Annotated in this window: 22 protein-coding genes; 10 read left to right on the top strand and 12 right to left on the bottom strand. The window is 37.5% G+C overall.

Annotated elements, in window-relative coordinates; genetic code table 11:
* The first annotated feature begins 321 nt into the window (after positions 1 to 321).
* Complete coding sequence (locus MMY79_RS11090; protein ID WP_252608428.1) at positions 322 to 672, top strand: hypothetical protein; 351 nt, start codon at positions 322 to 324, stop codon at positions 670 to 672.
* A 65-nt stretch (positions 673 to 737) separates the two neighbouring features.
* A complete protein-coding gene (locus MMY79_RS11085; protein WP_209830644.1) occupies positions 738 to 950 on the top strand; it encodes a hypothetical protein in 213 nt (70 codons plus the stop codon).
* A gap of 48 nt (positions 951 to 998) precedes the next feature.
* On the opposite strand, the gene bioB is transcribed toward MMY79_RS11085, so the two are convergent.
* Positions 999 to 1988, bottom strand: coding sequence for a biotin synthase BioB (gene bioB / locus MMY79_RS11080; protein WP_209733422.1), 990 nt, complete (start codon positions 1986 to 1988; stop codon positions 999 to 1001).
* Positions 1989 to 2075: 87 nt separating this feature from the next.
* The gene (gene queG / locus MMY79_RS11075; RefSeq protein WP_252608426.1) at positions 2076 to 3176 is read right to left on the bottom strand and encodes a tRNA epoxyqueuosine(34) reductase QueG; all 1101 of its coding nucleotides are present in this window, start codon (positions 3174 to 3176) and stop codon (positions 2076 to 2078) included.
* 26 nt (positions 3177 to 3202) lie between these two features.
* Between queG and MMY79_RS11070 the strand changes: the two genes are divergently transcribed.
* Positions 3203 to 4660 carry an NAD(P)H-hydrate dehydratase gene (locus MMY79_RS11070; protein ID WP_252608424.1) on the top strand — a complete coding sequence of 486 codons (1458 nt, stop codon included), beginning with the start codon at positions 3203 to 3205 and terminating at the stop codon, positions 4658 to 4660.
* 7 nt (positions 4661 to 4667) lie between these two features.
* Here the strand turns inward: MMY79_RS11070 and ruvC are convergent, their stop codons facing one another.
* Positions 4668 to 5213 (bottom strand): crossover junction endodeoxyribonuclease RuvC, encoded by a 546-nt coding sequence (ruvC, locus tag MMY79_RS11065; RefSeq protein WP_003651385.1) that lies wholly within the window; start codon positions 5211 to 5213, stop codon positions 4668 to 4670.
* Between the two features lie 238 nt (positions 5214 to 5451).
* Between ruvC and MMY79_RS11060 the strand changes: the two genes are divergently transcribed.
* Together MMY79_RS11060 and MMY79_RS11055 are read left to right on the top strand one after the other, a co-directional pair.
* Positions 5452 to 6045, top strand: coding sequence for an XRE family transcriptional regulator (locus MMY79_RS11060; RefSeq protein ID WP_198078649.1), 594 nt, complete (start codon positions 5452 to 5454; stop codon positions 6043 to 6045).
* Positions 6042 to 6587 carry a GNAT family N-acetyltransferase gene (locus MMY79_RS11055; RefSeq protein WP_252608422.1) on the top strand — a complete coding sequence of 182 codons (546 nt, stop codon included), beginning with the start codon at positions 6042 to 6044 and terminating at the stop codon, positions 6585 to 6587. The genes MMY79_RS11060 and MMY79_RS11055 overlap by 4 nt, the downstream gene beginning before the upstream one ends.
* 66 nt (positions 6588 to 6653) lie before the next feature.
* Here MMY79_RS11055 and blaOXA read toward each other — a convergent pair whose 3' ends face one another.
* Positions 6654 to 7475: an OXA-213 family carbapenem-hydrolyzing class D beta-lactamase gene (gene blaOXA / locus MMY79_RS11050; RefSeq protein WP_252608420.1), complete on the bottom strand. Its 822-nt coding sequence runs from the start codon at positions 7473 to 7475 to the stop codon at positions 6654 to 6656.
* A 500-nt stretch (positions 7476 to 7975) separates the two neighbouring features.
* Between blaOXA and MMY79_RS11045 the strand changes: the two genes are divergently transcribed.
* A complete protein-coding gene (locus MMY79_RS11045; RefSeq protein WP_252608419.1) occupies positions 7976 to 8545 on the top strand; it encodes an FxsA family protein in 570 nt (189 codons plus the stop codon).
* A 65-nt stretch (positions 8546 to 8610) separates the two neighbouring features.
* Here the strand turns inward: MMY79_RS11045 and MMY79_RS11040 are convergent, their stop codons facing one another.
* On the bottom strand, positions 8611 to 8805 hold the full coding sequence (locus MMY79_RS11040) for a hypothetical protein (RefSeq protein ID WP_252608418.1): 195 nt from the start codon (positions 8803 to 8805) through the stop codon (positions 8611 to 8613).
* A gap of 259 nt (positions 8806 to 9064) precedes the next feature.
* On the opposite strand from MMY79_RS11040, the gene MMY79_RS11035 reads away from it, so the two are divergent.
* Positions 9065 to 9313, top strand: coding sequence for a hypothetical protein (locus tag MMY79_RS11035; RefSeq protein WP_003651396.1), 249 nt, complete (start codon positions 9065 to 9067; stop codon positions 9311 to 9313).
* A 128-nt stretch (positions 9314 to 9441) separates the two neighbouring features.
* Here MMY79_RS11035 and metK read toward each other — a convergent pair whose 3' ends face one another.
* Positions 9442 to 10608: a methionine adenosyltransferase gene (metK, locus tag MMY79_RS11030; protein WP_252608416.1), complete on the bottom strand. Its 1167-nt coding sequence runs from the start codon at positions 10606 to 10608 to the stop codon at positions 9442 to 9444.
* Between the two features lie 538 nt (positions 10609 to 11146).
* Here metK and tkt point away from each other — a divergent pair.
* Positions 11147 to 13135: a transketolase gene (tkt, locus tag MMY79_RS11025; RefSeq protein ID WP_252608414.1), complete on the top strand. Its 1989-nt coding sequence runs from the start codon at positions 11147 to 11149 to the stop codon at positions 13133 to 13135.
* Between the two features lie 58 nt (positions 13136 to 13193).
* On the opposite strand, the gene MMY79_RS11020 is transcribed toward tkt, so the two are convergent.
* Positions 13194 to 13601 carry an OsmC family protein gene (locus tag MMY79_RS11020; protein WP_252608412.1) on the bottom strand — a complete coding sequence of 136 codons (408 nt, stop codon included), beginning with the start codon at positions 13599 to 13601 and terminating at the stop codon, positions 13194 to 13196.
* 218 nt (positions 13602 to 13819) lie between these two features.
* Between MMY79_RS11020 and MMY79_RS11015 the strand changes: the two genes are divergently transcribed.
* Positions 13820 to 14401, top strand: coding sequence for a YceI family protein (locus MMY79_RS11015; RefSeq protein WP_005041161.1), 582 nt, complete (start codon positions 13820 to 13822; stop codon positions 14399 to 14401).
* Between the two features lie 44 nt (positions 14402 to 14445).
* Here the strand turns inward: MMY79_RS11015 and MMY79_RS11010 are convergent, their stop codons facing one another.
* Positions 14446 to 15036 (bottom strand): lecithin retinol acyltransferase family protein, encoded by a 591-nt coding sequence (locus MMY79_RS11010; RefSeq protein WP_016138339.1) that lies wholly within the window; start codon positions 15034 to 15036, stop codon positions 14446 to 14448.
* A gap of 193 nt (positions 15037 to 15229) precedes the next feature.
* On the opposite strand from MMY79_RS11010, the gene MMY79_RS11005 reads away from it, so the two are divergent.
* Positions 15230 to 15976 (top strand): phosphodiester glycosidase family protein, encoded by a 747-nt coding sequence (locus tag MMY79_RS11005; protein WP_252608410.1) that lies wholly within the window; start codon positions 15230 to 15232, stop codon positions 15974 to 15976.
* Between the two features lie 35 nt (positions 15977 to 16011).
* Here MMY79_RS11005 and MMY79_RS11000 read toward each other — a convergent pair whose 3' ends face one another.
* The 4 genes from MMY79_RS11000 to putA all read right to left on the bottom strand — a co-directional run bounded on the left by MMY79_RS11000 (position 16012) and on the right by putA (position 22014).
* The gene (locus MMY79_RS11000; RefSeq protein WP_003651412.1) at positions 16012 to 16242 is read right to left on the bottom strand and encodes a hypothetical protein; all 231 of its coding nucleotides are present in this window, start codon (positions 16240 to 16242) and stop codon (positions 16012 to 16014) included.
* 248 nt (positions 16243 to 16490) lie between these two features.
* The gene (gene trmA / locus MMY79_RS10995) at positions 16491 to 17576 is read right to left on the bottom strand and encodes a tRNA (uridine(54)-C5)-methyltransferase TrmA (RefSeq protein WP_252608408.1); all 1086 of its coding nucleotides are present in this window, start codon (positions 17574 to 17576) and stop codon (positions 16491 to 16493) included.
* Between the two features lie 106 nt (positions 17577 to 17682).
* Complete coding sequence (locus MMY79_RS10990) at positions 17683 to 18156, bottom strand: GrpB family protein (protein ID WP_252608405.1); 474 nt, start codon at positions 18154 to 18156, stop codon at positions 17683 to 17685.
* 105 nt (positions 18157 to 18261) lie between these two features.
* The gene (gene putA, locus MMY79_RS10985) at positions 18262 to 22014 is read right to left on the bottom strand and encodes a trifunctional transcriptional regulator/proline dehydrogenase/L-glutamate gamma-semialdehyde dehydrogenase (protein WP_252608403.1); all 3753 of its coding nucleotides are present in this window, start codon (positions 22012 to 22014) and stop codon (positions 18262 to 18264) included.
* Positions 22015 to 22055 lie beyond the last annotated feature (41 nt).

Below are 22055 nucleotides of genomic sequence, written 5' to 3'. Positions count from 1 at the left end.
TATTTTGATTGGTTTTTTTTATTAATGAATATTTTGGAAATACATTTTTTATCAGTTGGTAAAATAATGTGTGATTCATTATTTAAAATAAAATGAAAAAACTCGTAATATTTAAGTAATTGTATTTTATTTAAATTAATCTAACTTTAAAACATTTAAGATAGGAGTTGTCTATATTTTTGGTATAACTTTATGTTTTTTAACAATAAAATTATTTTTTAATTTATCTTGTGAATATATTTATTTTTTAAGAATTTTTTAAGATTCAATTCCTACTGTTTTAGTTGTAATTCAATAAAAGATAATCTGGAGTTCCGTTCCATGAATAGTATGAAGTATAGCTATAAACCTAATTACTTTTTCTTTGCTCATAAGCTAGTTTTGTTTTTAAAGGATTATCTCATTAAGCACCCAACTGAGCAGCAGACTACGTTTAACTTACAAACAATTTATGACATCTTTAGTCATGATCTTGCCTCAAGTACAACTAATCTTGAGGGTATCTTAAATATTGCAGATGAATACGTCTTTGAAACAGAAGAAGGTTTACTTCCATTGATCAGTAAACACTCTGTTAATCTAAAGAGTCATGTACTTTCTTTGGAGTTTTCACCACAAGCTTTGACAAGCTTATTGTCTGGTCGTTCTTTAGTGAACCCTAAAGCAGCTTAGATTCTCTTTTAAGGTAGAGTTAACTCATATAAAATTCATAAAATTTATTTTTTTAAGAGTGATTTATGAGTAAAGACTTTAAGGCCTTAACTTATATTGTGGATGATAATATAGCAGATACAGTGACTTGGCTTTTACATCATCAGGATGTTTTTGATGCTTTTAATTTTGATGTGTTGAGCCAAGAGTTGTCTGTAACGCATGCAGCAGGAAAAGACATTATTCGAGTAGGGACATTTCTTAATGCTACTTATGGAATTTTAGTTACCTCTGTATAAATAAAAAAGCCCTGAAGAATCAGGGCTTTTTTATTTTACTGTCTTAAGTTATGCACTCATGGCATTTACTGATAAGTCAGCAACTGTTGGTTTTGGTTTTTCTGCAGTTAAGCCTAGTTTATTAAACAACGCTTGGTCTTTACCTTCACCTGCATTTGGTGTGGTAAGTAATTTATCACCAGAGAATAATGAGTTTGCGCCTGCCATAAATGCTAATGCTTGATCTGAATCACTTAATGACTCACGGCCAGCAGATAGACGAATATAGCTATGCGGCATAATAATGCGTGCAACCGCAATAGTGCGGATCCATTCAATTACATCAAGCTTTTCAACATCAGCTAACGGCGTTCCTTCAATTGGAACAAGCATGTTAATTGGTACAGATTCAGGATGGATTGGTAGGGTAGCTAATTCATGTAATAAGCCAACACGGTCTTCACGACTTTCACCTAAACCTACAATGCCGCCGCTACAAACTTTCATGCCAGCTTGGCGAACATAATCTAGGGTATTTAAACGATCATCAAAAGTACGGGTGCTAATGATGTGAGAGTAGTACTCACGAGATGTATCTAGGTTGTGATTGTAATAATCTAAACCAGCAACTTGTAGGCGCTCTGCTTGAGATTGGTTAAGCATGCCTAAAGTCATACAGGTTTCCAAACCTAAAGCTTTTACTTCACGTACCATTTCTAAAACATAAGGCATATCGCGTTCATGTGGGTTACGCCAAGCTGCACCCATACAAAAACGAGAAGAACCTGAATCTTTTGCAGCTTTTGCTTCACTAATCACTTTTTCTACAGCAATACGTTTTTCTGCTTCTAATTTTGATTCGTAATGTGCGGATTGTGAGCAGTATTTGCAATCTTCAGGGCATTTACCTGTTTTAATCGATAAAAGGGTGCTGACCTGAATCGCATTGGCAGTGAAGTGCTCGCGATGTACTTGCTGAGCCTTGAAAACTAAATCCAAAAAAGGTTGTTCATATAAAGCTTGGATTTCTTCACGATTCCAATCATTACGTAGAGTCATTGTCATATCCATGATGATGGCATTAATTCACTACACATAATCATACAGAATTCGTATTAAAGCTATAGGGCAAAAAACATCATTTTTTTAATTTGGTAGCTTAAGTTGATTAAGTTGTTGTTCAATTGCCCAATCAATATGCACGTTGACAATATCATCATGCAAAATTTTGCCATTTTGTAGTTGAGCTACAATTTCTGTTGAATAGGGGGCATTTCCTAAACCGATGGCAATATTACGTTTAAATGATTGATAACCTGTCCTGCGGATTGGGCTACCTTCTGTATTAGCCAAAAAAGTAGCTTCATCCCATTGCCAGATGTCTAGAAGACTGATGTTATCTAAACCATGCCGAGGGTTAAAATCGTTAATAGAAGCAGTTTTGGCAAAACTGTTCCACGGGCAAATTAATTGGCAGTCATCACAACCAAAAATTCGATTACCAATACCAGCACGCAATTCTTCAGCAATGATTCCTTTATATTCGATGGTTAAATATGCGATACAGCGCCGTGCATCAAGCATATAAGGCTCTACAATTGCTTGCGTCGGACAAATATCAATACAAGCACTACATGAACCACAGTGAGGGGTTGTTGGTCCATCAAAAGGTAAATCTAGTGATGTGAATAGTTCACCTAATACAAAAAAAGAACCTGATTTTTTATGGATGAGTAAAGTATGTTTGCCCGTCCAACCCATTCCGGCACTTTCAGCCAACGATTTTTCAAAAATAGGAGCTGAATCAGCAAAAGGGCGTGATTCAAAATCACCCACTTTTTCACGAATTCGTGTAGCTAATGTCTTCAATCTGCCCCGCATGACCTTATGGTAGTCTCGACCACGTGCATATCGAGCAATAATTGCAGAATTAGGTTCAAAAGGTACATAACGTGGTTTTGGTGACTCAACCAGATAATTCATTCGCACACAAATAATGCTTTTTGTACCAGGAACTAATAATGTTGGATCAGCCCGTTTTTCTAGATTTTCCTCTAAATAGGTCATATCTGCATGATAGCCACGTTCAAGATACTCTAAAAAACGTGGCATTTGCTCTTGAGCATCTGGTTTTGCAATGACACAATCAGCAAAACCCAAGTCTAAAGCTTGAGCCTTGATCCATGCTTTTAATTCATGAAGATCAAGTTGTTGCAACGCAATGCGTGATGTATCGGAAGATGTCATAAACCAAAACAGAAGAGGATAATAATATGCAGACGGTAGTTTACCATAGCGATGATATTCAAGCATGGGAGCAACGCTGGTTTGCTGCGCAAAACTCATCATTAGGTTTAATGCAACAAGCGGCTTGGTCAATTGCTCAACAGTTAATTGAACTTTTTAAAGAACAGTCTATTAAAAATATTGCTGTTTGGTGTGGACAAGGGAATAACGCAGGTGATGGTTATTTTATAGCAGCTTATTTAAAGCAAGCGGGCTGGAATGTTGAAATCTTTGCTTCAGAAGTAGGAGCTTCAGCAGATTTACACCAAGCTGTGCAATTTGCAAAAGATCAACGGGTGCAAATTCATCAAGGTTTTGAACTTGCAAAGCGTTTTGATTGTTATATTGATGCTTTATTTGGCATAGGTTTAAATCGAGAATTAAACACTAATTGGCAACAGGCTATTCAACAATTTAATGAACAAACTGGGCTAAAAATTTCTGTTGATATTCCAAGTGGCTTACATGCAAATACAGGTTGTACCTTGCCGTGTGCAATACGGGCTGATCATACATTTACAGTTTTAGGACTTAAAGCCGGATTATTTACAGGTCAAGGTAAAGAATACACAGGCGAGCTTCATTTAATTGATTTAATTCCTATAGACCAAGAGCTGAAACCGTTAGCTTATTTAACATCAACAAATATTAAACTTCCTAAGCGTATGGCATTTGGTCATAAAGGGAGTTATGGGCATGTTTTAGTCGTTGGCGGGCATGAACAAATGGGCGGTGCTGTAATTATGGCTGCCGAGGCTGCTTTTCATGCAGGAGCAGGTAAAGTCACGGTGGTTTGTCATCAAAACCATCATCAGGCTATTTTGTCTCGTTCACCAAATATTATGCTCCGTGATATTAATGGCTTAAATGAAAAGTCTATTAAAGACATTTTATCTCAGGTTGATGCAGTATGTTTTGGGATGGGTTTGGGACGTGATGATTGGGCAAGGCAGATCTACCAACAATGGTTTAATTTGTTAAATCAGAGTACACATCTAGAAATTGTTTTAGATGCGGATGCTTTATGGTTTCTAGCAAAACAACCTCAAAAATTGAATCCGCACATTTATTTAACGCCTCATCCAGGAGAAGCTGCAACATTACTTGAGTGTTCTACTACTCAGATTGAGAATGATCGAATCTCTGCAATTTATGCCTTACAACAAAAATATGCAGGGCAGTGGGTGCTTAAAGGAGCGGGCAGTCTGATTTTAGAAGATGCTCTTTATATTTGTACGCAAGGTAATGCCGGTATGGGAACTGGTGGAATGGGAGATGTACTAGCAGGAATGATTGCAAGTCTAAAGGCCCAATTTCATAAGGCAATTGCGTTACATGAAATGGTTACCCTGCATGCTCAAGCTGGTGACCAACTTGCAAAACAAGGTATGCGAGGTTTACAGGCTTATCAAATGAATGAAGCAATTACTCAAGTAGTGAACTAATAAAACTTTAACGTCTACGACTGCTAGAGCGGCTTCGTCCACGTGCCATACCACCTAAGGCATTAAGGACAGACAGTTTGCTCATACTTCCAGATGCATGAGCATGGCAAATTGCTGCTGCTAGTGCATCTGCTGCATCTGCTTGAGGTTTAATGGTCAGGTTAAGTAATCGCATAACCATCATTTGTACTTGTTCTTTGTCGGCAGCGCCATAACCTACAACAGATTGTTTAATTTGGCGGGCAGTATATTCTGCAACTTGCAAATCTAAATTGACCAAAGCGGCTATCGCTGCGCCACGTGCTTGACCAAGTTTTAGAGCCGAATCGGGGTTTTGGGCCATAAACACTTGCTCAACGGCAGCTTCAGTTGGACCATGAAATTTAACAATACGTTCAATACCAGCAAAGATACGTTTTAAGCGTTCGGGCATTTCCTTAGTTTCTGTTCGGATCGTACCTGCATCGATAAAACGTAATTTGCTTCCATCTTTTTCAATGATTCCATAACCTGTTAAGCGTGAACCAGGGTCAATCCCAATAATCAAAGACATGCGAAGGCTTACATAAATAATTTAAAGGTATTGTTACATACCAAAATATGATCTGCATGAGTTATTTAAGCAAGTCACTTATGAATGGTTATTTTTCGTTTTTAAATAGATTCAATTTTGGTTATTACAAAGAAGAGTTTTGAAGGTTTCCTAAAAGATAAAAATTCTTTAATAATTGACAATATTCTAGTTTAGTGGAATATTTATCTATAATTTTGGAAGCGAAGTTTGTGGGTGTATGGAAGATATTAATATTCGCATTGCACAGCAAGTACGTGAACTGCGTTTAGCTCGTGGATATACCCTGGATGTTCTTGCTACCCGATGTCAGGTGAGTCGTTCTGCAATTTCGTTAATTGAAAGAGGTGAGGCCAGCCCAACAGCGGTTGTTCTTGAAAAGCTAGCAAATGGTTTAGATGTACCTTTGACTCAACTCTTCGCTAACCAGCAAGTTAATCAATCACCTCAGCCCATTGTTCGGCGTAGTCAACAATCAGAATGGAAAGACCCGGAAACTGGCTATATTCGCCGTCAAATTTCACCTCCAAATTGGAAGTCCTCATTTCAAATTGTTGAAATTGAATTTCCCCCTCACTCACGAATTACTTATGAAATTAGTGAAACCTCTAAGGTAGTACAACAGCAACTTTGGGTAGTTGAAGGGAAAATTGATATTCAATTAGGTGAATCTTCTTATGCTTTAAGCACAGGGGATTGTTTGGCAATGCAACTAAACCAGCCCGTTATATATAGTAATAATTCATCTCAAGTCGCTCGCTATATTTTAGTCGTCTCTAGTCAACTCGTCTCTGCTGTTAAGGAATCTTTATGACCTATTCCCTCGATTCTAATTTTCGTTTAATTGATTGTAATGAAGCAGAACATTCAGTAGCTATTTTAGAGATTTTGAATGAAGCAATTATCAACTCTACTGCTCTATATGACTATTTACCGCGCTCCGAAGAGTCGATGAAAAATTGGTTCGCAGTTAAAAGACAAAATGGTTTTCCCGTGATTGGTATTGTTGATGAGACAGACAAATTATTGGGTTTTGCGAGCTGGGGGACCTTCAGGGCTTTTCCTGCCTATAAATATACCGTTGAACATAGTATTTATATTCATCATGAGCATCGTGGTTGTGGACTAAGCAAAATTTTAATGCAAGAGTTGATTCAGCGTGCTCAAGAGGCCGAGTTACATGTATTGATTGGTTGTATTGATGCGACCAATCAGGCAAGCATAGGTTTACATGAAAAAATGGGCTTTATTCATGCAGGCACTTTTAAACAAGTCGGTTTTAAGTTTGGAGAATGGCTCGATGCTGCTTTTTATCAATTAAATTTAAATACACCATTACATCCAGTTGATGGCTAATAAATTAGGTTCAACTTTAAAAATTAAAGAAATAGCCCAATCTATGCTTGGGCTATAGAGTTCAACTTATAAGATACCCAGTTGTTCTAAGCCTTTATAAGCAATTTCCTTGCGAATAGAGCTAGGAGTTCCTTTTTTCATTTCTAAATTAAGTGAGAATGCGACAATTTCTCCTTGTGGTTGAACGACCCAGCCTGTTAACCAACCAACTTGTGGTTCAACATCCCATCCCCAACCACTTTTGGCATAAATTTTACTTCCATTTTTTTCCTCTATGAACACCATTGATTGAACTTGTTCTTGTACATTTTTGCTAAATGGAAGAGTTTTATGGGCTAATTCATAAGCAAACTGGGCTTCTTGATGAGGGGTGATTTTTAGAGGGCCAACAAGCCAAAAATTATCTACTTTTGAACCAATGTTAGCATTACCGAAACCAATACGTTTTACCTCTGTGGACATAAGATCCAGACCAATTCGTCGGGCTAGTTCTTGATAAACTGGAATCGCAGAAGCTTTCATGGCATCGCCCAATGTCATGTCTTTTTCCCAATCAGGAAATAAACGTTTTTGCCCATCCCATTTAAACACTTCAGTTGTAGTTGCCTTATGATGTTCAAGTCCAATTAAAGCATTTAGCATTTTAAAGGTAGAGGCGGGAACATAGGCGGTTGATGCTCTTTTAAGATCATTGCCATAAATTTCTTCTGTTTGCCCTCGGTTAATCACCAAAACACCCGTGGTCTGTGCTTGATCAAACAGTGATTTAATTTCTTCTGAATTTTTATTGGCAGAAATAGAATGTTTTTGATGTTGTTTTGCTGTATTGGAAGAACAGGCGGATAAAAATAGGGCACTTGTTGCAACGAGAAGGGCTTTCTTATACATAATCTGACTAAGTTTAATTTGAAGTATTATTAATTAATTTAACTTGAATAGAACTGTCTTTAGATAGGTGAAATGTAAGCTATCTAGGATAGGTGTTACTATGTAGGTATTACTTTTAAAGCCCCTATAAAGTAAAGCATAAACAAATGAATGTTCCTAACTTTGCTAAGCAAATAAGACTTTATTTGACTAACGACGTTCTTTTTTGAAGAGATTCTCACTCAAATAGAGTAAAAAAATTCAAATCTGATTGAAGTGGCACTTGATAAAGTGGATACAGCACTCATTAATAATAAAGCATGTTTGTTTTTATCGAGTTAAAATCAAATGTACTCCAGTATTGCAGATTCTTATCGATGTAATAGTTTTTGATAATTTTTTAGAAATTAGACAGAACAATCAGAGTTAAGAGGAATGCTTAATCCTTATTTGAAACTTAAATAAGGTTAAGTCAAATAAAACTGCAATGAATTTTCTTTTTGAGATAGATAAAGTTTTACATGAATTTACTTCTTATTGTAGTTCTGGGCGCGATTGTTGAAATTGCCGTATGGATTGGCGTAGCACAGTTCATCAGTGGATGGTATGTGTTCTTTTGGTTCATTATTGCTTTCTTTATTGGTTTGGGGCTTATTCGCAGAAGTACTGCCGGTATTATGCCTCAATTACAGCAAATGCAGATGACAGGCCAGCTAGGTAGTGACCCAACAGTAACTAAAAAGCTTGCTTATGCTTTTGCAGGTTTCTTATTAATGTTGCCAGGCCTTGTATCTGATGTTTTGGCTGTTTTAATTTTGATTCCTGGTGTTCAAACCGCATTTCGTAATATAGCGATGAGAACTCTTGCAAAACGCCAGCAAGCTATGATGAATAAAATGATGGGTGGTATGGGTATGGGCGGTAATGCTTCGGGACAAAACCCATTTGCTGATTTAATGCGTCAAATGCAAGATATGCAGAACCAGCAGGGTGGTGGTCAAGGCCAATACCATGATTCAAACATTATCGATGGTGAAGCGCGAGACGTTACCCCAGACCACAAAAAAATAGAGCATAAAAATAAAGATTAATAAGTAAGTGTGTTATGAAAAAGCTTGAACCTCATGGGTTTAAGCTTTTTTTATTTTTAAAATTATTATTTATTTTGGCAAACTGAAGTAGATGAATCAATATCTTCCATTTCTAATTTAGTTTCGTCTTGTGGTTTTGACTGCGGTTGATATTTATTTGAAGGTAGAGCGGTTTGCTTGTTTTCAGATTGTTGATAACCTCTACTTCGGTTTGCTCTTTCGCGAAAGCCACCCTTATTAATGAGCTGTGTATGTGACATGCATTTGCCTAAAATGTGAGATTATTCGCTTATTTTAGCAAATTTGGCAAAATATCAAAATAAGAAAAATAGTGCCAAAAAAATAATATTTAACTTATCTTATTGTATTTTAATAATGTTTTTTTATTGACTCAATTGTTCATTCAGATTGAATTATCTTTTCATTTCACATAGGATAAATATAAAGGATGTATAAATTAAAAAATGTAGCAAACCTATTAAAACAACAACGGTTGAAATGAGGGAAGGAGGGTTACCTATGCTATATCAATACCATTGTGCGTGTTGCGACAAAGTTGTGGCATCAACTGATAAATCATGTCCACATTGTGGTTCGCAACATATTCGAAGCCCGTATGGTTTGTGGATGTTTTGTGTTATGGCTTGTTTAGCAGTTGTCGTCGTATTTAAAGTTGTCCATATTTATGTCCAGAATCATCAAGATACGCCAATGCAGTCAACATTACTTGATGTGCTAAATCAGGATGATAAAACAACAAGACAATAAATTTTGTTCAGAGCTGCAAATGATATGGCATCAAGGATGGTTGCTAGAAGAGTAAACCCTACATACTATAAAATTTAAACTCTAAATAAAAAAGCCCGCTCATTGGCGGGCTTTTTGATGACTTTATATTAGAGGCCAGCAGCATCTTTAAGGGCATCAACTTTATCAGTTTTTTCCCATGTAAATGCAGTGTCTGATCCTTCGCGACCAAAGTGGCCATAAGCCGCAGTTTGTTTATACATTGGCTGAATAAGATCCAGCATACGAGTAATACCAAACGGTCTTAAATCGAAATGATCACGCACAAGTTGAATAATCAACTCATCAGAAACTTTTGCTGTACCAAATGTATTAATTGAAATTGAAGTAGGTTCTGCTACACCAATTGCGTAACTCACCTGAATTTCACATTTGTCAGCAAGACCCGCAGCTACAATATTCTTTGCAACATAACGACCAGCATATGCAGCAGAACGGTCAACTTTAGATGGATCTTTACCAGAGAAAGCACCACCGCCGTGACGAGCCATGCCACCATAGGTATCTACAATAATTTTACGGCCTGTTAAACCACAGTCACCCACAGGTCCGCCAATAACGAACATACCCGTTGGGTTAATATGGAACTTAGTAGCAGCATGGAACATTTCAGCAGGAATGATCGGCTTGATAATTTCCTCAATGATCGCTTCTTTAAGCTGGCTTTGAGTAATTTCAGGATCATGTTGAGTAGACAAAACGACCGCATCTAGACGTACAGGCTTGCCATTTTCATATGCAAAGGTAACTTGGCTTTTTGCATCTGGGCGTAACCATGGGAGTGCGCCTGAGCGACGAAGTTCAGCCTGACGTTCCATTAAACGGTGAGCATAAGAAATCGGAGCAGGCATTAACACATCTGTTTCACGGCTTGCATAACCGAACATCAAACCTTGGTCACCGGCACCTTGATCTTCAGGTTTTTGACGGTCTACACCTTGTGCAATCTCTGGTGACTGTTTACCAATCATATTGATTACAGCACATGTTGATCCATCAAAGCCAAGATCAGAGTGGTGATATCCAATACCGTTAACGGTATTACGAACAACAGCTTCAACATCAATATTAGCAGTCGTTGTTACTTCACCAGCAAGTACAACAGCGCCTGTTTTTACCAGTGTTTCACAAGCAACACGTGCGTATGGGTCTTCTTTTAAGATTGCATCCAAAATAGCGTCGCTAATTTGGTCGGCCATTTTATCGGGATGACCTTCGCTTACAGATTCCGAGGTAAAAACAGCGTACTCGCGCATGAAAGTCCTATCTTGGTTATTTCAAAAGACATAATATGTTACATCGACTTGAGCTTGAGGACCAGTTCATACTGACCAAAAAGCATGAATTTGTTTCATTTATACTGTGTTTTAATTGATAAGTGTATTAGTAAAATTGATATAAAGAGTTTTTATTTAAAGTATTGGTATTTCAACAACGTGTTGTTAGTGTATTTTTTAGACATATGAATTAACAAAAAGATTATATCTTATAAGTCGGATTTTAAAGAAAAGAAACATGATCGATCTTGATAGAGATTTCACAATATTTTATCTATATATCAAAGTCTAATAGAACTGCCTGTTCGTATAGGGGAGCAGTATTTAAGAAAAGGACCCCTGTTTTGTATAACTTAAAGGTCCAAATGTTTTTTGTGTAACCAAGAAACGGTTAAAAATAAAGAAATATACTATGTTGGGGTTTACCCTCAGCCTTTTTTTTAAGACAATATAGCGGCATTGAATTGTTATTCATCTTCTTCTTTTCATCAATCTATTAAAATTGGATTCTGATCTTATGACGACCCCTTTAAACGAACGTCGTATTGCAAATGCAATTCGTGTATTGGCAATGGATGCTGTGCAACAGGCAAACTCAGGGCATCCTGGTGCTCCAATGGGGATGGCAGATATTGCTGACGTCGTCTGGCGCGAGTTTTTAAATCACAACCCAACTAATCCACAATGGGCAAACCGCGACCGTTTCGTTTTATCAAACGGCCATGGTTCAATGTTGCAATACGCTTTGCTTCATTTAACAGGTTATGATCTTTCAATTGAAGATTTAAAACAGTTCCGTCAATTACATTCTAAAACTCCTGGTCACCCTGAATATGGTTATGCACCAGGTATCGAAACAACAACTGGTCCTTTAGGTCAAGGTATTGCAAATGCTGTTGGTTTTGCTTTAGCAGAAAAGACTTTAGCTGCTCAGTTCAATAAAGATGATTTAAACGTTGTAGACCATTTCACTTACTGTTTCTTGGGTGATGGCTGTTTAATGGAAGGTATTTCTCACGAAGTATGTTCTTTAGCTGGCACATTACAACTTGGTAAGTTGATTGCTTATTATGATGACAATGGCATTTCAATTGATGGTGAAGTAGAAGGCTGGTTCAGCGATGATACAGAAGAGCGTTTTAAAGCCTATGGTTGGCAAGTTCTTCGTGTTGATGGGCATGATGCTGATGCGATTCGTCAAGCGACAATCGAAGCAAAAGCTGAAACTCAAAAACCAACAATCATTATGTGTAAAACAATTATTGGTTTAGGTTCACCAAATAAACAAGGTAAAGAAGACTGTCATGGTGCGCCATTAGGTAAAGATGAGATTACTCTAACTCGTGAAGCATTAGGCTGGAAAGAAGAAGCATTCGTTATTCCTGCTGATGTATATGCTGCATGGGACGCGAAACCAAAAGGTACTGAATCTGAAGCAGCTTGGGATGCGGTATTTGCACAGTATCAAGCAAAATATCCAACTGAAGCAGCTGAGTTACTTCGTCGTATTAGCGGTGACTTACCAGCAGAATTTGCAGCGCAAGCAGATGCATTCATTCGTGAAACAAATGCGAAAGGCGAAACCATCGCAACACGTAAAGCGAGCCAAAACACATTACAAGCATTTGGTCCTTTATTGCCTGAATTACTAGGTGGTTCTGCTGACTTAGCTGGTTCTAACTTAACGCTTTGGAAAGGTTGCCAAGGCATTCAAGAAAACCCAGCTGGTAACTACGTATACTATGGCGTACGTGAGTTCGGTATGACTGCAATTGCGAATGGCGTTGCATTGCATGGTGGTTTTGTTCCTTACGTTGCAACATTCTTAATGTTTATGGAATATGCGCGTAATGCAGTACGTATGTCTGCATTGATGAAACAACGTGTAATTCATGTTTATACACATGACTCAATTGGTTTAGGTGAAGATGGTCCAACTCACCAACCAATCGAACAAATTGCTTCTTTACGTGGTACACCGAACCTAAATACATGGCGTCCTGCTGATACTGTTGAAACTGCTACTGCATGGAAATCTGCTTTAGAGCGTAAAGATGGCCCTACAGCACTTATTTTCTCTCGTCAAAACTTACCATTCCAAACACGTTCTGAAGAACAAATTCAAAATGTTACAAAAGGTGGTTATGTTCTTGCTCAAGAAAAAGGCGAATTGAAAGCAATCATTATTGCAACTGGTTCTGAAATTTCTTTAGCAATGGAAGCTTATGCTCAACTTGATGGTGTGCGTGTAGTTTCTATGCCATGTGCAGAAGAATTTATGAAACAAGACGCTGCATATCGTGAAGCTGTATTACCAGCTCACATTCGTGCACGTGTTGCGGTTGAAGCTGCTCATGTTGACTACTGGTGGAAATTTGTTGGTCTTGATGGCAAAGTAATTGGTATGACAACTTATGGTGAGTCTGCGCCAGCAAAAGATTTGTTCCAATTCTTCGGTATTACAACTGAAGCTGTTGTTGCAGCAGTAAAAGAATTAACTGCTTAAATATTAAAGTAGTGTAAAAAAGCGCTCTTTATGGAGCGCTTTTTTTATATTTGAAAGGTTAAATGCTAAGTTCGGTTTGAATATTGATTTGAGACGTCAGTAATTTATGAATAGGGCAGTTTTCAGCAACTTTTAATAAACGCTTGTGTTGGTCTTCAGTGAATTCACCTTTGAGGGTGATTTTGCGTTCAATATTATTTTGCCCTTTTTCTGGTTCACCATTTGGGTTTAATGCTAAGTCCACTTGAACATGATCAATCTTAATACCTTTAAGATTCGCATACATTTCTAGTGTAATGGTGGTACAAGCCCCTAAAGCAGACAGTAATATTTGAACTGGGTTTGGAGCAGTATCTAGACCACCTTTGTCTGTAGGTTCATCAGCAAACCATTGGTGACCTGAAGGGTCGGTCAGAGTTACTCGATATGGAGTCGAAGTACTTTGTGCTTGAGCAGTATTAGCCATGTTTTACCTTGTTATTGATCAATAAAGTCGAAGTAATAACGAATTAATTTGAGAATCTAAACACGGTACGAAAGTACCTGTACTTTATAATATTGTTTTTAAATAATAACTGTAACGCTTTTATTGTTGCATGGATGAAACATATCGTTTTATAAAGAATAGTGAATTAAATTACTTGATGTATACACTAACGACTATATCAATAAAGGATACGAAAAATGCATCTTAAAACATTAAGCTTCGGTTTGGCAGTAGCATTGGCTAGCTCAGTTACTTTAGCTGCGCCAGTTGACTACAAAATTGATCCTACACATACAGCTACTGTTTTCTCGTGGAATCACTTTGGTTTCTCTACGCCAAGCGCTAACTTCTCGGATATCCAAGGTGTAATTAAAGTTGATAATGCTAAACCAGCAAACTCATCTGTTAATGTGACTATCCCTTTAAGCAGTGTAAATACAAACGTTCCTGCTTTGGATAAAGAGTTCCAAGAAGAAGCTTGGTTTAATGCAGCTAAATATCCAAACATTACTTTTAAAAGTACTAAAGTTGAAACTAAAGACAAAAAGCACTTTAAAATTACTGGTGACTTAACTGTTAAAGGTGTAACTAAGCCTGTAGTGCTTGACGCTGTTTTAAACAAGCAAGGTGAACACCCAATGGCAAAAGTACCAGCGATTGGTTTCAATGCTACAACTTCATTCAAACGCTCTGACTTTGGTCTAGGTAACTACGTTCCAAACGTGGGTGATAAAATCACTGTAAACATTACGACTGAAGCAAAAGTTGATAAAAAATAAGTTTTAAGTTTTTTAAAAAGCCCTCATTTTTGAGGGCTTTTTTATTAAATTGGTTCTTTTTTATCTGGATCTATAAATACTAAAGGGACTGAAGGATCAATATTCCTTTTTTCAGATTTTTCTCTTAGGAATTGGTAAGTAGGGACCTTCATTTTTGCCTGATCGCGTAATTTCTTTTTAATATATAGAACAAGAGCAAAACATGTTGTTGCCACAGTGAGCATCATACCATTCATATAGCTCATGATTGAGCTTACATAGCCAATCGTCGTTAATCGATGCATCATACGTTCAACTTGAGTACTACTTTCTACTCCAGTGATTGCCCAACTACATAAATGTTCACAGTTGTTAATAATTAGGTGGTAGTGGTTTTCATGCATACGTGAACGCATCCGGCGCACGATAGCTTTTCCTTTGTATCGCGGCGTGTCATAAGAGCGAACATGAATTTTTTTGCCATGCGAGAAAGCATCTATTGAAGTGATTTCAATTGGCCGTTTCTTGATGAAATGCGCTAAGCCAGAATAATGGATAACTCGGCCTCTCCCAGCATATATACCATGATGGCTATAGCCGAGATGCTTTACGATGAGATGAGCCCCTAGAGGGTAGCGCTTATTCGGTTGCTGCATGCTTACGCTGATCCAATAAAGTGTAGATGGCTTTTATTGAAAAGCTGCTAACCATTATAACCAATATCAGCAATGCGGAGTGTATTGATTACGTCGAATGAATGAGTTTGATACATACCCAATTTATTTACGTTTATTGTATATAATTTAAAGATTTAATATGAAGGAAAAATGTCATGTCTGGTGGTATTAAATGAAATGGGTGATCTGGTGTTTAACAATATATGGGCTTTTGATTCAGTCTGTCTACGCGATAGAACACCAGCAAATTAAAACCGCAGAAAGTGACCAATATGATGTGCTTTCAATTAGCAATTTAAAACAGTTGCGCTTGTTCCTTAAAAATTCTAATAATCAACAGTATTACAAAAGCTTTAATAATGTTCAGGACCAATTAAAACAATGTGAGCGACTTTCTTTCGCAATGAATGCAGGGATGTTTCATCCCGGATTTTCTCCAGTAGGACTCTATGTTGAACAAGATAAGGTGATTCAACCATTAAATGAAAATAAAGGATTGGGAAATTTCTTTTTACAGCCTAATGGTGTGCTAGCTTGGAATAAAAAACAGGCCTTTATTTTAACAACACAGCAATATAGCCAACGGGATTTTAACGTTGAGTATGCGACACAATCTGGCCCGATGTTAGTAATTAATGGAAAGATAAATTCCCTTTTTTTACCAGATTCTCAATCAAATAAAATTCGTAATGGTGTCGGTATTCGAAATAATAAATTGTATTTTGTAATATCGAAGAATAGCGTGAGTTTCTACAACTTTGCTCAGTTCTTTCAAAGGAATCTTAAGGTAGAGCAGGCTTTATATCTTGATGGTTCTATTTCTAGTTTATATGTTCAAAAGACAAAGCGTAATGATCAACTATTTGAAATGGGCCCAATTGTTGGGTGGGTCGACCAGACAGCTTGTCGATTAAAGTGAAATATAAAAAAGCCAGTACAAGACTGGCTTTTTTATTAGTGAATAGATGGTTTTTGAGTGAGTTCATTTAACTCTTTTCGGCTATAACCACGGGAAATAAGAACTTTTTTGATTCCCTTAATGACATCTTCATCTGTTGCTAGCGCAAGCGCACTTAGAAGTTGTTCATTTGTTTTACATGAGCAGTCATTTTCAACACAAGCAGTTTGGTTTTTATGCTCGTTATGCTGTTGATCTGCTAAGAACAGCTTTTGCCAAAAACTCATAGAGCCTTCATATACAACCTAACATAGCTCGAAATATAGCCAATTTAAAATAAAATACAAGTCTCTATAAGTGATAAATCCACCAATTGAACTCAAGAATTTTCGATAGGAATGCTCGAGTTAAACGAAATTATGACGGACAGATGACTTGATATTTTTTGAAAATTTAAATACTTAACCAATAAATCTTTAAAAAATAAGGAGGTATAAAACCTCCTTATTTAAAAAATTACAATGAAAGATTTTGTTTAAATCTTCTCAAGTAATACACCTGACTCAACATGATGGGTGTATGGGAATTGATCGAACAATGCAAACTTGGTAATACGGTGAGTTAAACCTAATATTTTTAAGTTCTCATGCAGTGTATCTGGGTTGCATGAAATATAAATAATACGCTCAAAGCCTTGTAATAATTTCAAAGTTTCATCATCAATTCCTGCACGTGGGGGATCGACAAATACGGTATCAAAATCATAACTCTGAATATCAATATTCGCTTCTTGTAGGCGGCGGAATTCGCGTTCGCCTTGATAAGCTTGAGTGAATTCTTCAGCTGAAAGACGTGCTACTTGAATGTTATCAATCTGGTTTTGTTCGATATTCCATTGAGCAGCATAAACGGAAGATTTGGCAAGTTCTGTTGCCAAAACGCGTTCAAACTTTAGAGAAAGCGGAAGAGTGAAGTTGCCGTTACCACAGTATAGCTCTAATAAGTGTTTTTTTGATCCTTCTGCCGCATCACATGCCCATTGCAGCATTTTTTTGCAAACCTGTGCATTTGGCTGAGTAAAGCTACTTTCAATTTGTTTGTATTTAAATGAACGGTTTAAAAGTTCGAATTCTTCTACAACAAAGTCATCGCCAATAATAATTTTCTGGCCACGACTGCGGCCCATAATTTTAATGTCTAACTTATCAGCAAGCACTTTAGCCGCTTGTTCCCATTCCTGATCTAGTTTGCGGTGATAGATTAATGTAACTAACATTTCTCCGCTAAGTGTTGCAAGAAAATCAGCTTCAAATATACGGCTAGAAAGCTTTGGTTCCGCTTTAAGTTCTTCCAAAAGTTTCGGCATTAAATTATTAATGCTTTGGTCTGCAATGGGAAACTCATCAATGCGTACAACAGTTTTCTGCTTGTCATCATCGTTACGTTCAAACATAGCATAGAACATGTCATTTTCTGTATGCCAGATACGAAACTCAGCACGCATACGGAAATGTTGTTCAGGTGACTCAAACACTTCTAATGTAGGTGGAGTAAATTCAGAAAATTGGGCAGTAATGCGGTCAATTTTAGTTTGAAGTTGTTGATGATAAGAAGAGGTCATAGACAAAGAAAATTTAGACAGAATCAAATAGTGAATGGTATCAAAAAAAACGAGGTTACAGGAGCCAATTTTAGCTAGATATCAGTAAGGAAAACTATTGTTAAAATTAAGGATGCTTCAAAACACGATTAATAAAATCTGATTTTACTGCTCTATATTGATCGTGGTCTAAATGGCTACACTTTGATTTTAATTGGTTATATTCATTGACTAGAGTTGGAGAAGCCATAAGCTTATTTCTAAATGTTAAGAAAAATGTGAATACTGAATCCGTTACTACAATTTGAAATGCCACATTATCGTTGTTGAGTGATTCGAGCATACAGAGCTCATCTGTTCTTAGCGTATTTTGCTTCTCTACAAAATTAAGTGTTTTTAACTGCGCTATTGCGAATTCAAATTGATCAGGCATAACTTCAACGTAAATATCTAGATCACCTTTTGAAATAGCATTCGGTATGGCAGATGAGCCAATATGCTCAATTTGGGCAAATGGTAGAAGTGTGGAAATATCTTTGTGATATGAATTAAAAAGTTGAGCACATCTTTGTTGATATTGTTCTGGTTCTAAAAAGACCATTATTAGAATCTCGATTTGATAAAATTTATATATTTAAGAATAGATTACCTGATTAAATAAAAAAGCCCAAATACTGAGATTTGGGCTTTTTAGAAAAATTATGGGTTAATCAGACATTGTCATTAAACTTGCGTTACCACCAGCCGCAGCTGTATTCACACTAATTGCACGTTCAATCACTAAACGTTCAAGTGGAATATTCTCATTCGGCTCAACATGTGTAATACCAACAATTGCACCAGAACGCGTAGCAACTTCTTGCTGTAATGAGAAGATTTCTTCACGATTACCATGATGTAAAACTGCATCAAAATCATCAGAACTGATATTTTTGACTGTAGTAATTGCAGCAAGCACATCTTTTGGCAAGGTTTGTTTGTATTTTGCCAATAATGGACTATTTGGCATTACTGCTGCTTGGCTACCAACTGCAAAAATTGCGAGCAATTGATGTAATTGATTTTGTTCAGTGTCTGCAATTGAAAGAACTCGATGACGCGGCAAAATAATATATTGGTTACTTTCCCCAGTAGGGCCTTGTAATTCATAAAACTTACCAACACCAAATGGTTCAATATCACGATTTGCTTGTGGTAAATGCTGTTTCGCCCAATTTTGTAAGCTCTGATAAACCTCACGGTTAAAGTCTTCAAAAGCAGTTTGTTCATTCTTCATAGCAAATGGTGTTGCTAATACTTTGTTTGAACACTGCTGCATTAAGCGATACATGTAAAGCGGACCACCAGCTTTCGGGCCTGTACCAGATAGGCCTTCACCACCGAACGGTTGTACACCAACAACAGCACCAACAATATTACGGTTGATATAAAGGTTACCAACTTCAGCATGTTGAATAACTGTTTGGATGGTTTCATCAATACGGGTATGTAGACCCATTGTTAAACCATAACCTTTGGCATTAATACGTGAGATGAGTTGTTCGAGTTCACCATACTTATAGGTAATGATGTGTAAAACTGGACCAAAAACTTCGCGTTGCAAATCATCAAGATTAGGTAATTCAATTGCTGTTGGTACAACAAATGTTCCTTTATCTAATTCATTTTGGCTTGTCGCACCGAACATCAACTGATGTACAGGGTAGCCTTTAGACTTCATTTTCTGGATATGTTGGTCAATTGTCTGTTTCGCTTCGTTATCAATCACAGGACCAATGTCAGTTTTTAAAATCGCAGGGTTACCTACGATCAACTGCTGCATTGCACCTTTAAGCATTTTAATTACGCTTGTGGCACTGTCTTCCTGCACACATAAAATACGTAAAGCAGAACAACGCTGACCCGCGCTATCAAAGGCAGAACTTACGACATCAAGTACAACTTGTTCAGTTAATGCTGATGAGTCCACAATCATTGCATTTTGACCGCCAGTCTCTGCAATGAGAGGAATAGATTGACCATTATCAGATAAACGTTTCGCAACAGTTTTCTGTAAAATTTTGGCAACTTCAGTCGAGCCAGTAAACATGATGCCATCGATACGATTATCTTGGCTAAGCTGAGCACCTACTGTTTCACCGCGGCCAGGAAGTAGCTGTACAGCACCATGTGGGATACCAGCTTCCCATAAAATCTGAACGGCTTGAGCTGCAATTAAAGGTGTTTGTTCAGCAGGTTTAGCAATAACACAGTTACCGCTGCCTAGTGCTGCTGCAATTTGACCAGAGAAAATGGCAAGAGGGAAGTTCCATGGGCTAATACAAAGTACAGTACCTAAAGGCTGAATTGTCGTATTTGCAGGAAGGTTCTCAACTTGAGTTGCATAGTAACGTAAGAAATCTACAGCTTCGCGAACTTCTGCAATCGCATTTGCATAAGTTTTACCACTTTCACGGCTTAGAAGAACCATAAGCTCTTGCATACGACCTTCCATGAGGTCTGCTGCGCGTTTTAAGTATTGAGCACGCTGATCTTTAGGCGTATTTGACCATTCAGATTGAGCTTGCTCAGCTGCATTAAGTGCAATTTCAACATGCTTAAGATCAGCTTCTTGTATATGCCCAACAATTTCATCATTTTGTGCTGGGTTTGTAATTGCAATAGAATGACCTTGCTCTAATGAATCGTTATTTGCCAATAATGGATGGCTTTGCCAGATACGATTACGGAGCTGTTGAGCTGTGCTATCTAGGACTTCAAGTGGAGCATCATTTGCTAAATCATACCCTTTAGAGTTTTTACGGAGTGATCCGTACATATCTAAAGGTAGTGGAATTGATGGATGTTTTAAACCAACTGAACCTTCGAGTTTAGCTGCTTTGCGAATATCGTAAATTGGAGACTGAATCAGATCTTCAACTTTAAGTGTTTTATCGGCAATACGGTTAACGAATGAGGTATTCGCACCATTTTCAAGTAAACGACGAACTAAATAAGCTAACAACGTTTCATGATTACCAACAGGAGCATAAATACGGCATGGCACACCTAATTTATTTTGCTCACGTGAACCAACGACTTGTTCATAAAGCGGTTCGCCCATGCCATGTAAGCATTGGAATTCATATTGACCTGCATAATATTTGCTCGGATCAGCTAACTGATAGATCGTTGCCAATGTTTGAGCATTATGAGTTGCAAATTGAGGATAGATGAACTCTGGCGCAGCAAGTAATTTTTTAGCACAAGCGATATAAGATAAATCGGTATGTACTTTACGCGTGAAGACAGGGTAGTCATCCATACCTTCGATTTGCGCTTTCTTAATTTCGCTATCCCAATAAGCACCTTTCACAAGGCGGATCATGAGACGTTTTTGGCTGCGTTTCGCAAGATCAATAATATAATCAACCACGAAGAAACAGCGTTTTTGGTAAGCCTGAATAACGAAACCAATACCTTTCCAATCCGCAAGTTCTGGTTCGAAGCAAAGGCGCTCAAGTAACTCAAGGGAAATTTCTAAACGCTCTGACTCTTCTGCATCGATATTTAAACCAATGTTGTAGTGTTTAGCTAAACGAGCGAGTTCAAATACTTTGCCGTAAAGTTCTTGATGAACACGTTCAATTTGCGCACGTTGATAGCGAGGATGTAAAGCAGAAAGCTTAATTGAAATACCAGGGCCATCATAAACGCCTTTACCGTTAGACGCTTTGCCAATTGCATGAATGGCTTGATTATAATCGTTAAAGTAACGTTCAGCATCATGCTCGGTTAAAGCTGCTTCACCCAACATGTCGTACGAATAGCGAAAACCTTTGTCTTCGAGTACTTTCGCATGGTCGACAGCTTCTTCAATGGTTTCACCAGTTACAAACTGTTCCCCCATCATACGCATTGCAACGTCAACAGCTTTACGAATAATGCCACGTCCACTACGTGCTAAAAGGCCAGTAAGTACACTTGAAAGACTGGTTTGCTTTGGTGTTTCCATAAGCTTACCGGTTAACATGAGGCCCCATGCCGCAGCATTTACAAACATTAAGCTGCTTTGGCCAACGTGCTCTTTCCAGTTACCTTGATTAATCTTATCTCGAATAAGCAAATCACGTGTTGCTGAGTCTGGAATACGAAGCAAAGCTTCAGCAAGACACATGAGTGCCACACCTTCTTGTGAAGAAAGAGAGAATTCTTGTAATAACCCTTGAACAATACCTGCTTTACCTGAAGAGGTCTTACGTTCACGTAAATTATTAGCAAGATTAAAAGCAAGGTCATAAATTTTATGATCTAAATCATCAGATACCGCAGCAGCTTGTAATAGCTCTTCTACAGCTTCTGGTTCAGCACGTCGCCAAGCTGTATTGATGCGTTGTTCAAACTCACTTTTATCGTTGAATTCGGTGATATAGCCTTGGTGAGATTTATCCATTTGATGAAAAGTATCCATTGTGTTCATATCTGTTTCCGCCAACCGACTCTCGTACAAAGATCTTGAGT

Origin of the sequence: Acinetobacter sp. XS-4 (genome assembly GCF_023920705.1) — a bacterium.
Taxonomy (GTDB): Bacteria; Pseudomonadota; Gammaproteobacteria; order Pseudomonadales; family Moraxellaceae; genus Acinetobacter.
Note: the sequence above shows the minus strand (reverse complement) of the source record. Positions and strands in the feature narration are given on the sequence as shown.

What these genes read in the sequence shown, in the direction of transcription:
- MMY79_RS11020 (WP_252608412.1), bottom strand. Translation starts at nt 13,601, where the DNA reads ATGGCTAATACTGCTCAAGCACAAAGTACTTCGACTCCATATCGAGTA.
- MMY79_RS11005 (WP_252608410.1), top strand. Translation starts at nt 15,230, where the DNA reads ATGAAATGGGTGATCTGGTGTTTAACAATATATGGGCTTTTGATTCAG.
- MMY79_RS11045 (WP_252608419.1), top strand. Translation starts at nt 7,976, where the DNA reads ATGAATTTACTTCTTATTGTAGTTCTGGGCGCGATTGTTGAAATTGCC.
- metK (WP_252608416.1), bottom strand. Translation starts at nt 10,608, where the DNA reads ATGCGCGAGTACGCTGTTTTTACCTCGGAATCTGTAAGCGAAGGTCAT.
- ruvC (WP_003651385.1), bottom strand. Translation starts at nt 5,213, where the DNA reads ATGTCTTTGATTATTGGGATTGACCCTGGTTCACGCTTAACAGGTTAT.
- tkt (WP_252608414.1), top strand. Translation starts at nt 11,147, where the DNA reads ATGACGACCCCTTTAAACGAACGTCGTATTGCAAATGCAATTCGTGTA.
- MMY79_RS11035 (WP_003651396.1), top strand. Translation starts at nt 9,065, where the DNA reads ATGCTATATCAATACCATTGTGCGTGTTGCGACAAAGTTGTGGCATCA.
- MMY79_RS10990 (WP_252608405.1), bottom strand. Translation starts at nt 18,156, where the DNA reads ATGGTCTTTTTAGAACCAGAACAATATCAACAAAGATGTGCTCAACTT.
- MMY79_RS11090 (WP_252608428.1), top strand. Translation starts at nt 322, where the DNA reads ATGAATAGTATGAAGTATAGCTATAAACCTAATTACTTTTTCTTTGCT.
- MMY79_RS11055 (WP_252608422.1), top strand. Translation starts at nt 6,042, where the DNA reads ATGACCTATTCCCTCGATTCTAATTTTCGTTTAATTGATTGTAATGAA.
- queG (WP_252608426.1), bottom strand. Translation starts at nt 3,176, where the DNA reads ATGACATCTTCCGATACATCACGCATTGCGTTGCAACAACTTGATCTT.
- bioB (WP_209733422.1), bottom strand. Translation starts at nt 1,988, where the DNA reads ATGACTCTACGTAATGATTGGAATCGTGAAGAAATCCAAGCTTTATAT.
- putA (WP_252608403.1), bottom strand. Translation starts at nt 22,014, where the DNA reads ATGAACACAATGGATACTTTTCATCAAATGGATAAATCTCACCAAGGC.
- MMY79_RS11070 (WP_252608424.1), top strand. Translation starts at nt 3,203, where the DNA reads ATGCAGACGGTAGTTTACCATAGCGATGATATTCAAGCATGGGAGCAA.
- blaOXA (WP_252608420.1), bottom strand. Translation starts at nt 7,475, where the DNA reads ATGTATAAGAAAGCCCTTCTCGTTGCAACAAGTGCCCTATTTTTATCC.
- MMY79_RS11010 (WP_016138339.1), bottom strand. Translation starts at nt 15,036, where the DNA reads ATGCAGCAACCGAATAAGCGCTACCCTCTAGGGGCTCATCTCATCGTA.
- MMY79_RS11040 (WP_252608418.1), bottom strand. Translation starts at nt 8,805, where the DNA reads ATGTCACATACACAGCTCATTAATAAGGGTGGCTTTCGCGAAAGAGCA.
- MMY79_RS11060 (WP_198078649.1), top strand. Translation starts at nt 5,452, where the DNA reads ATGGAAGATATTAATATTCGCATTGCACAGCAAGTACGTGAACTGCGT.
- MMY79_RS11015 (WP_005041161.1), top strand. Translation starts at nt 13,820, where the DNA reads ATGCATCTTAAAACATTAAGCTTCGGTTTGGCAGTAGCATTGGCTAGC.
- MMY79_RS11085 (WP_209830644.1), top strand. Translation starts at nt 738, where the DNA reads ATGAGTAAAGACTTTAAGGCCTTAACTTATATTGTGGATGATAATATA.
- trmA (WP_252608408.1), bottom strand. Translation starts at nt 17,576, where the DNA reads ATGACCTCTTCTTATCATCAACAACTTCAAACTAAAATTGACCGCATT.
- MMY79_RS11000 (WP_003651412.1), bottom strand. Translation starts at nt 16,242, where the DNA reads ATGAGTTTTTGGCAAAAGCTGTTCTTAGCAGATCAACAGCATAACGAG.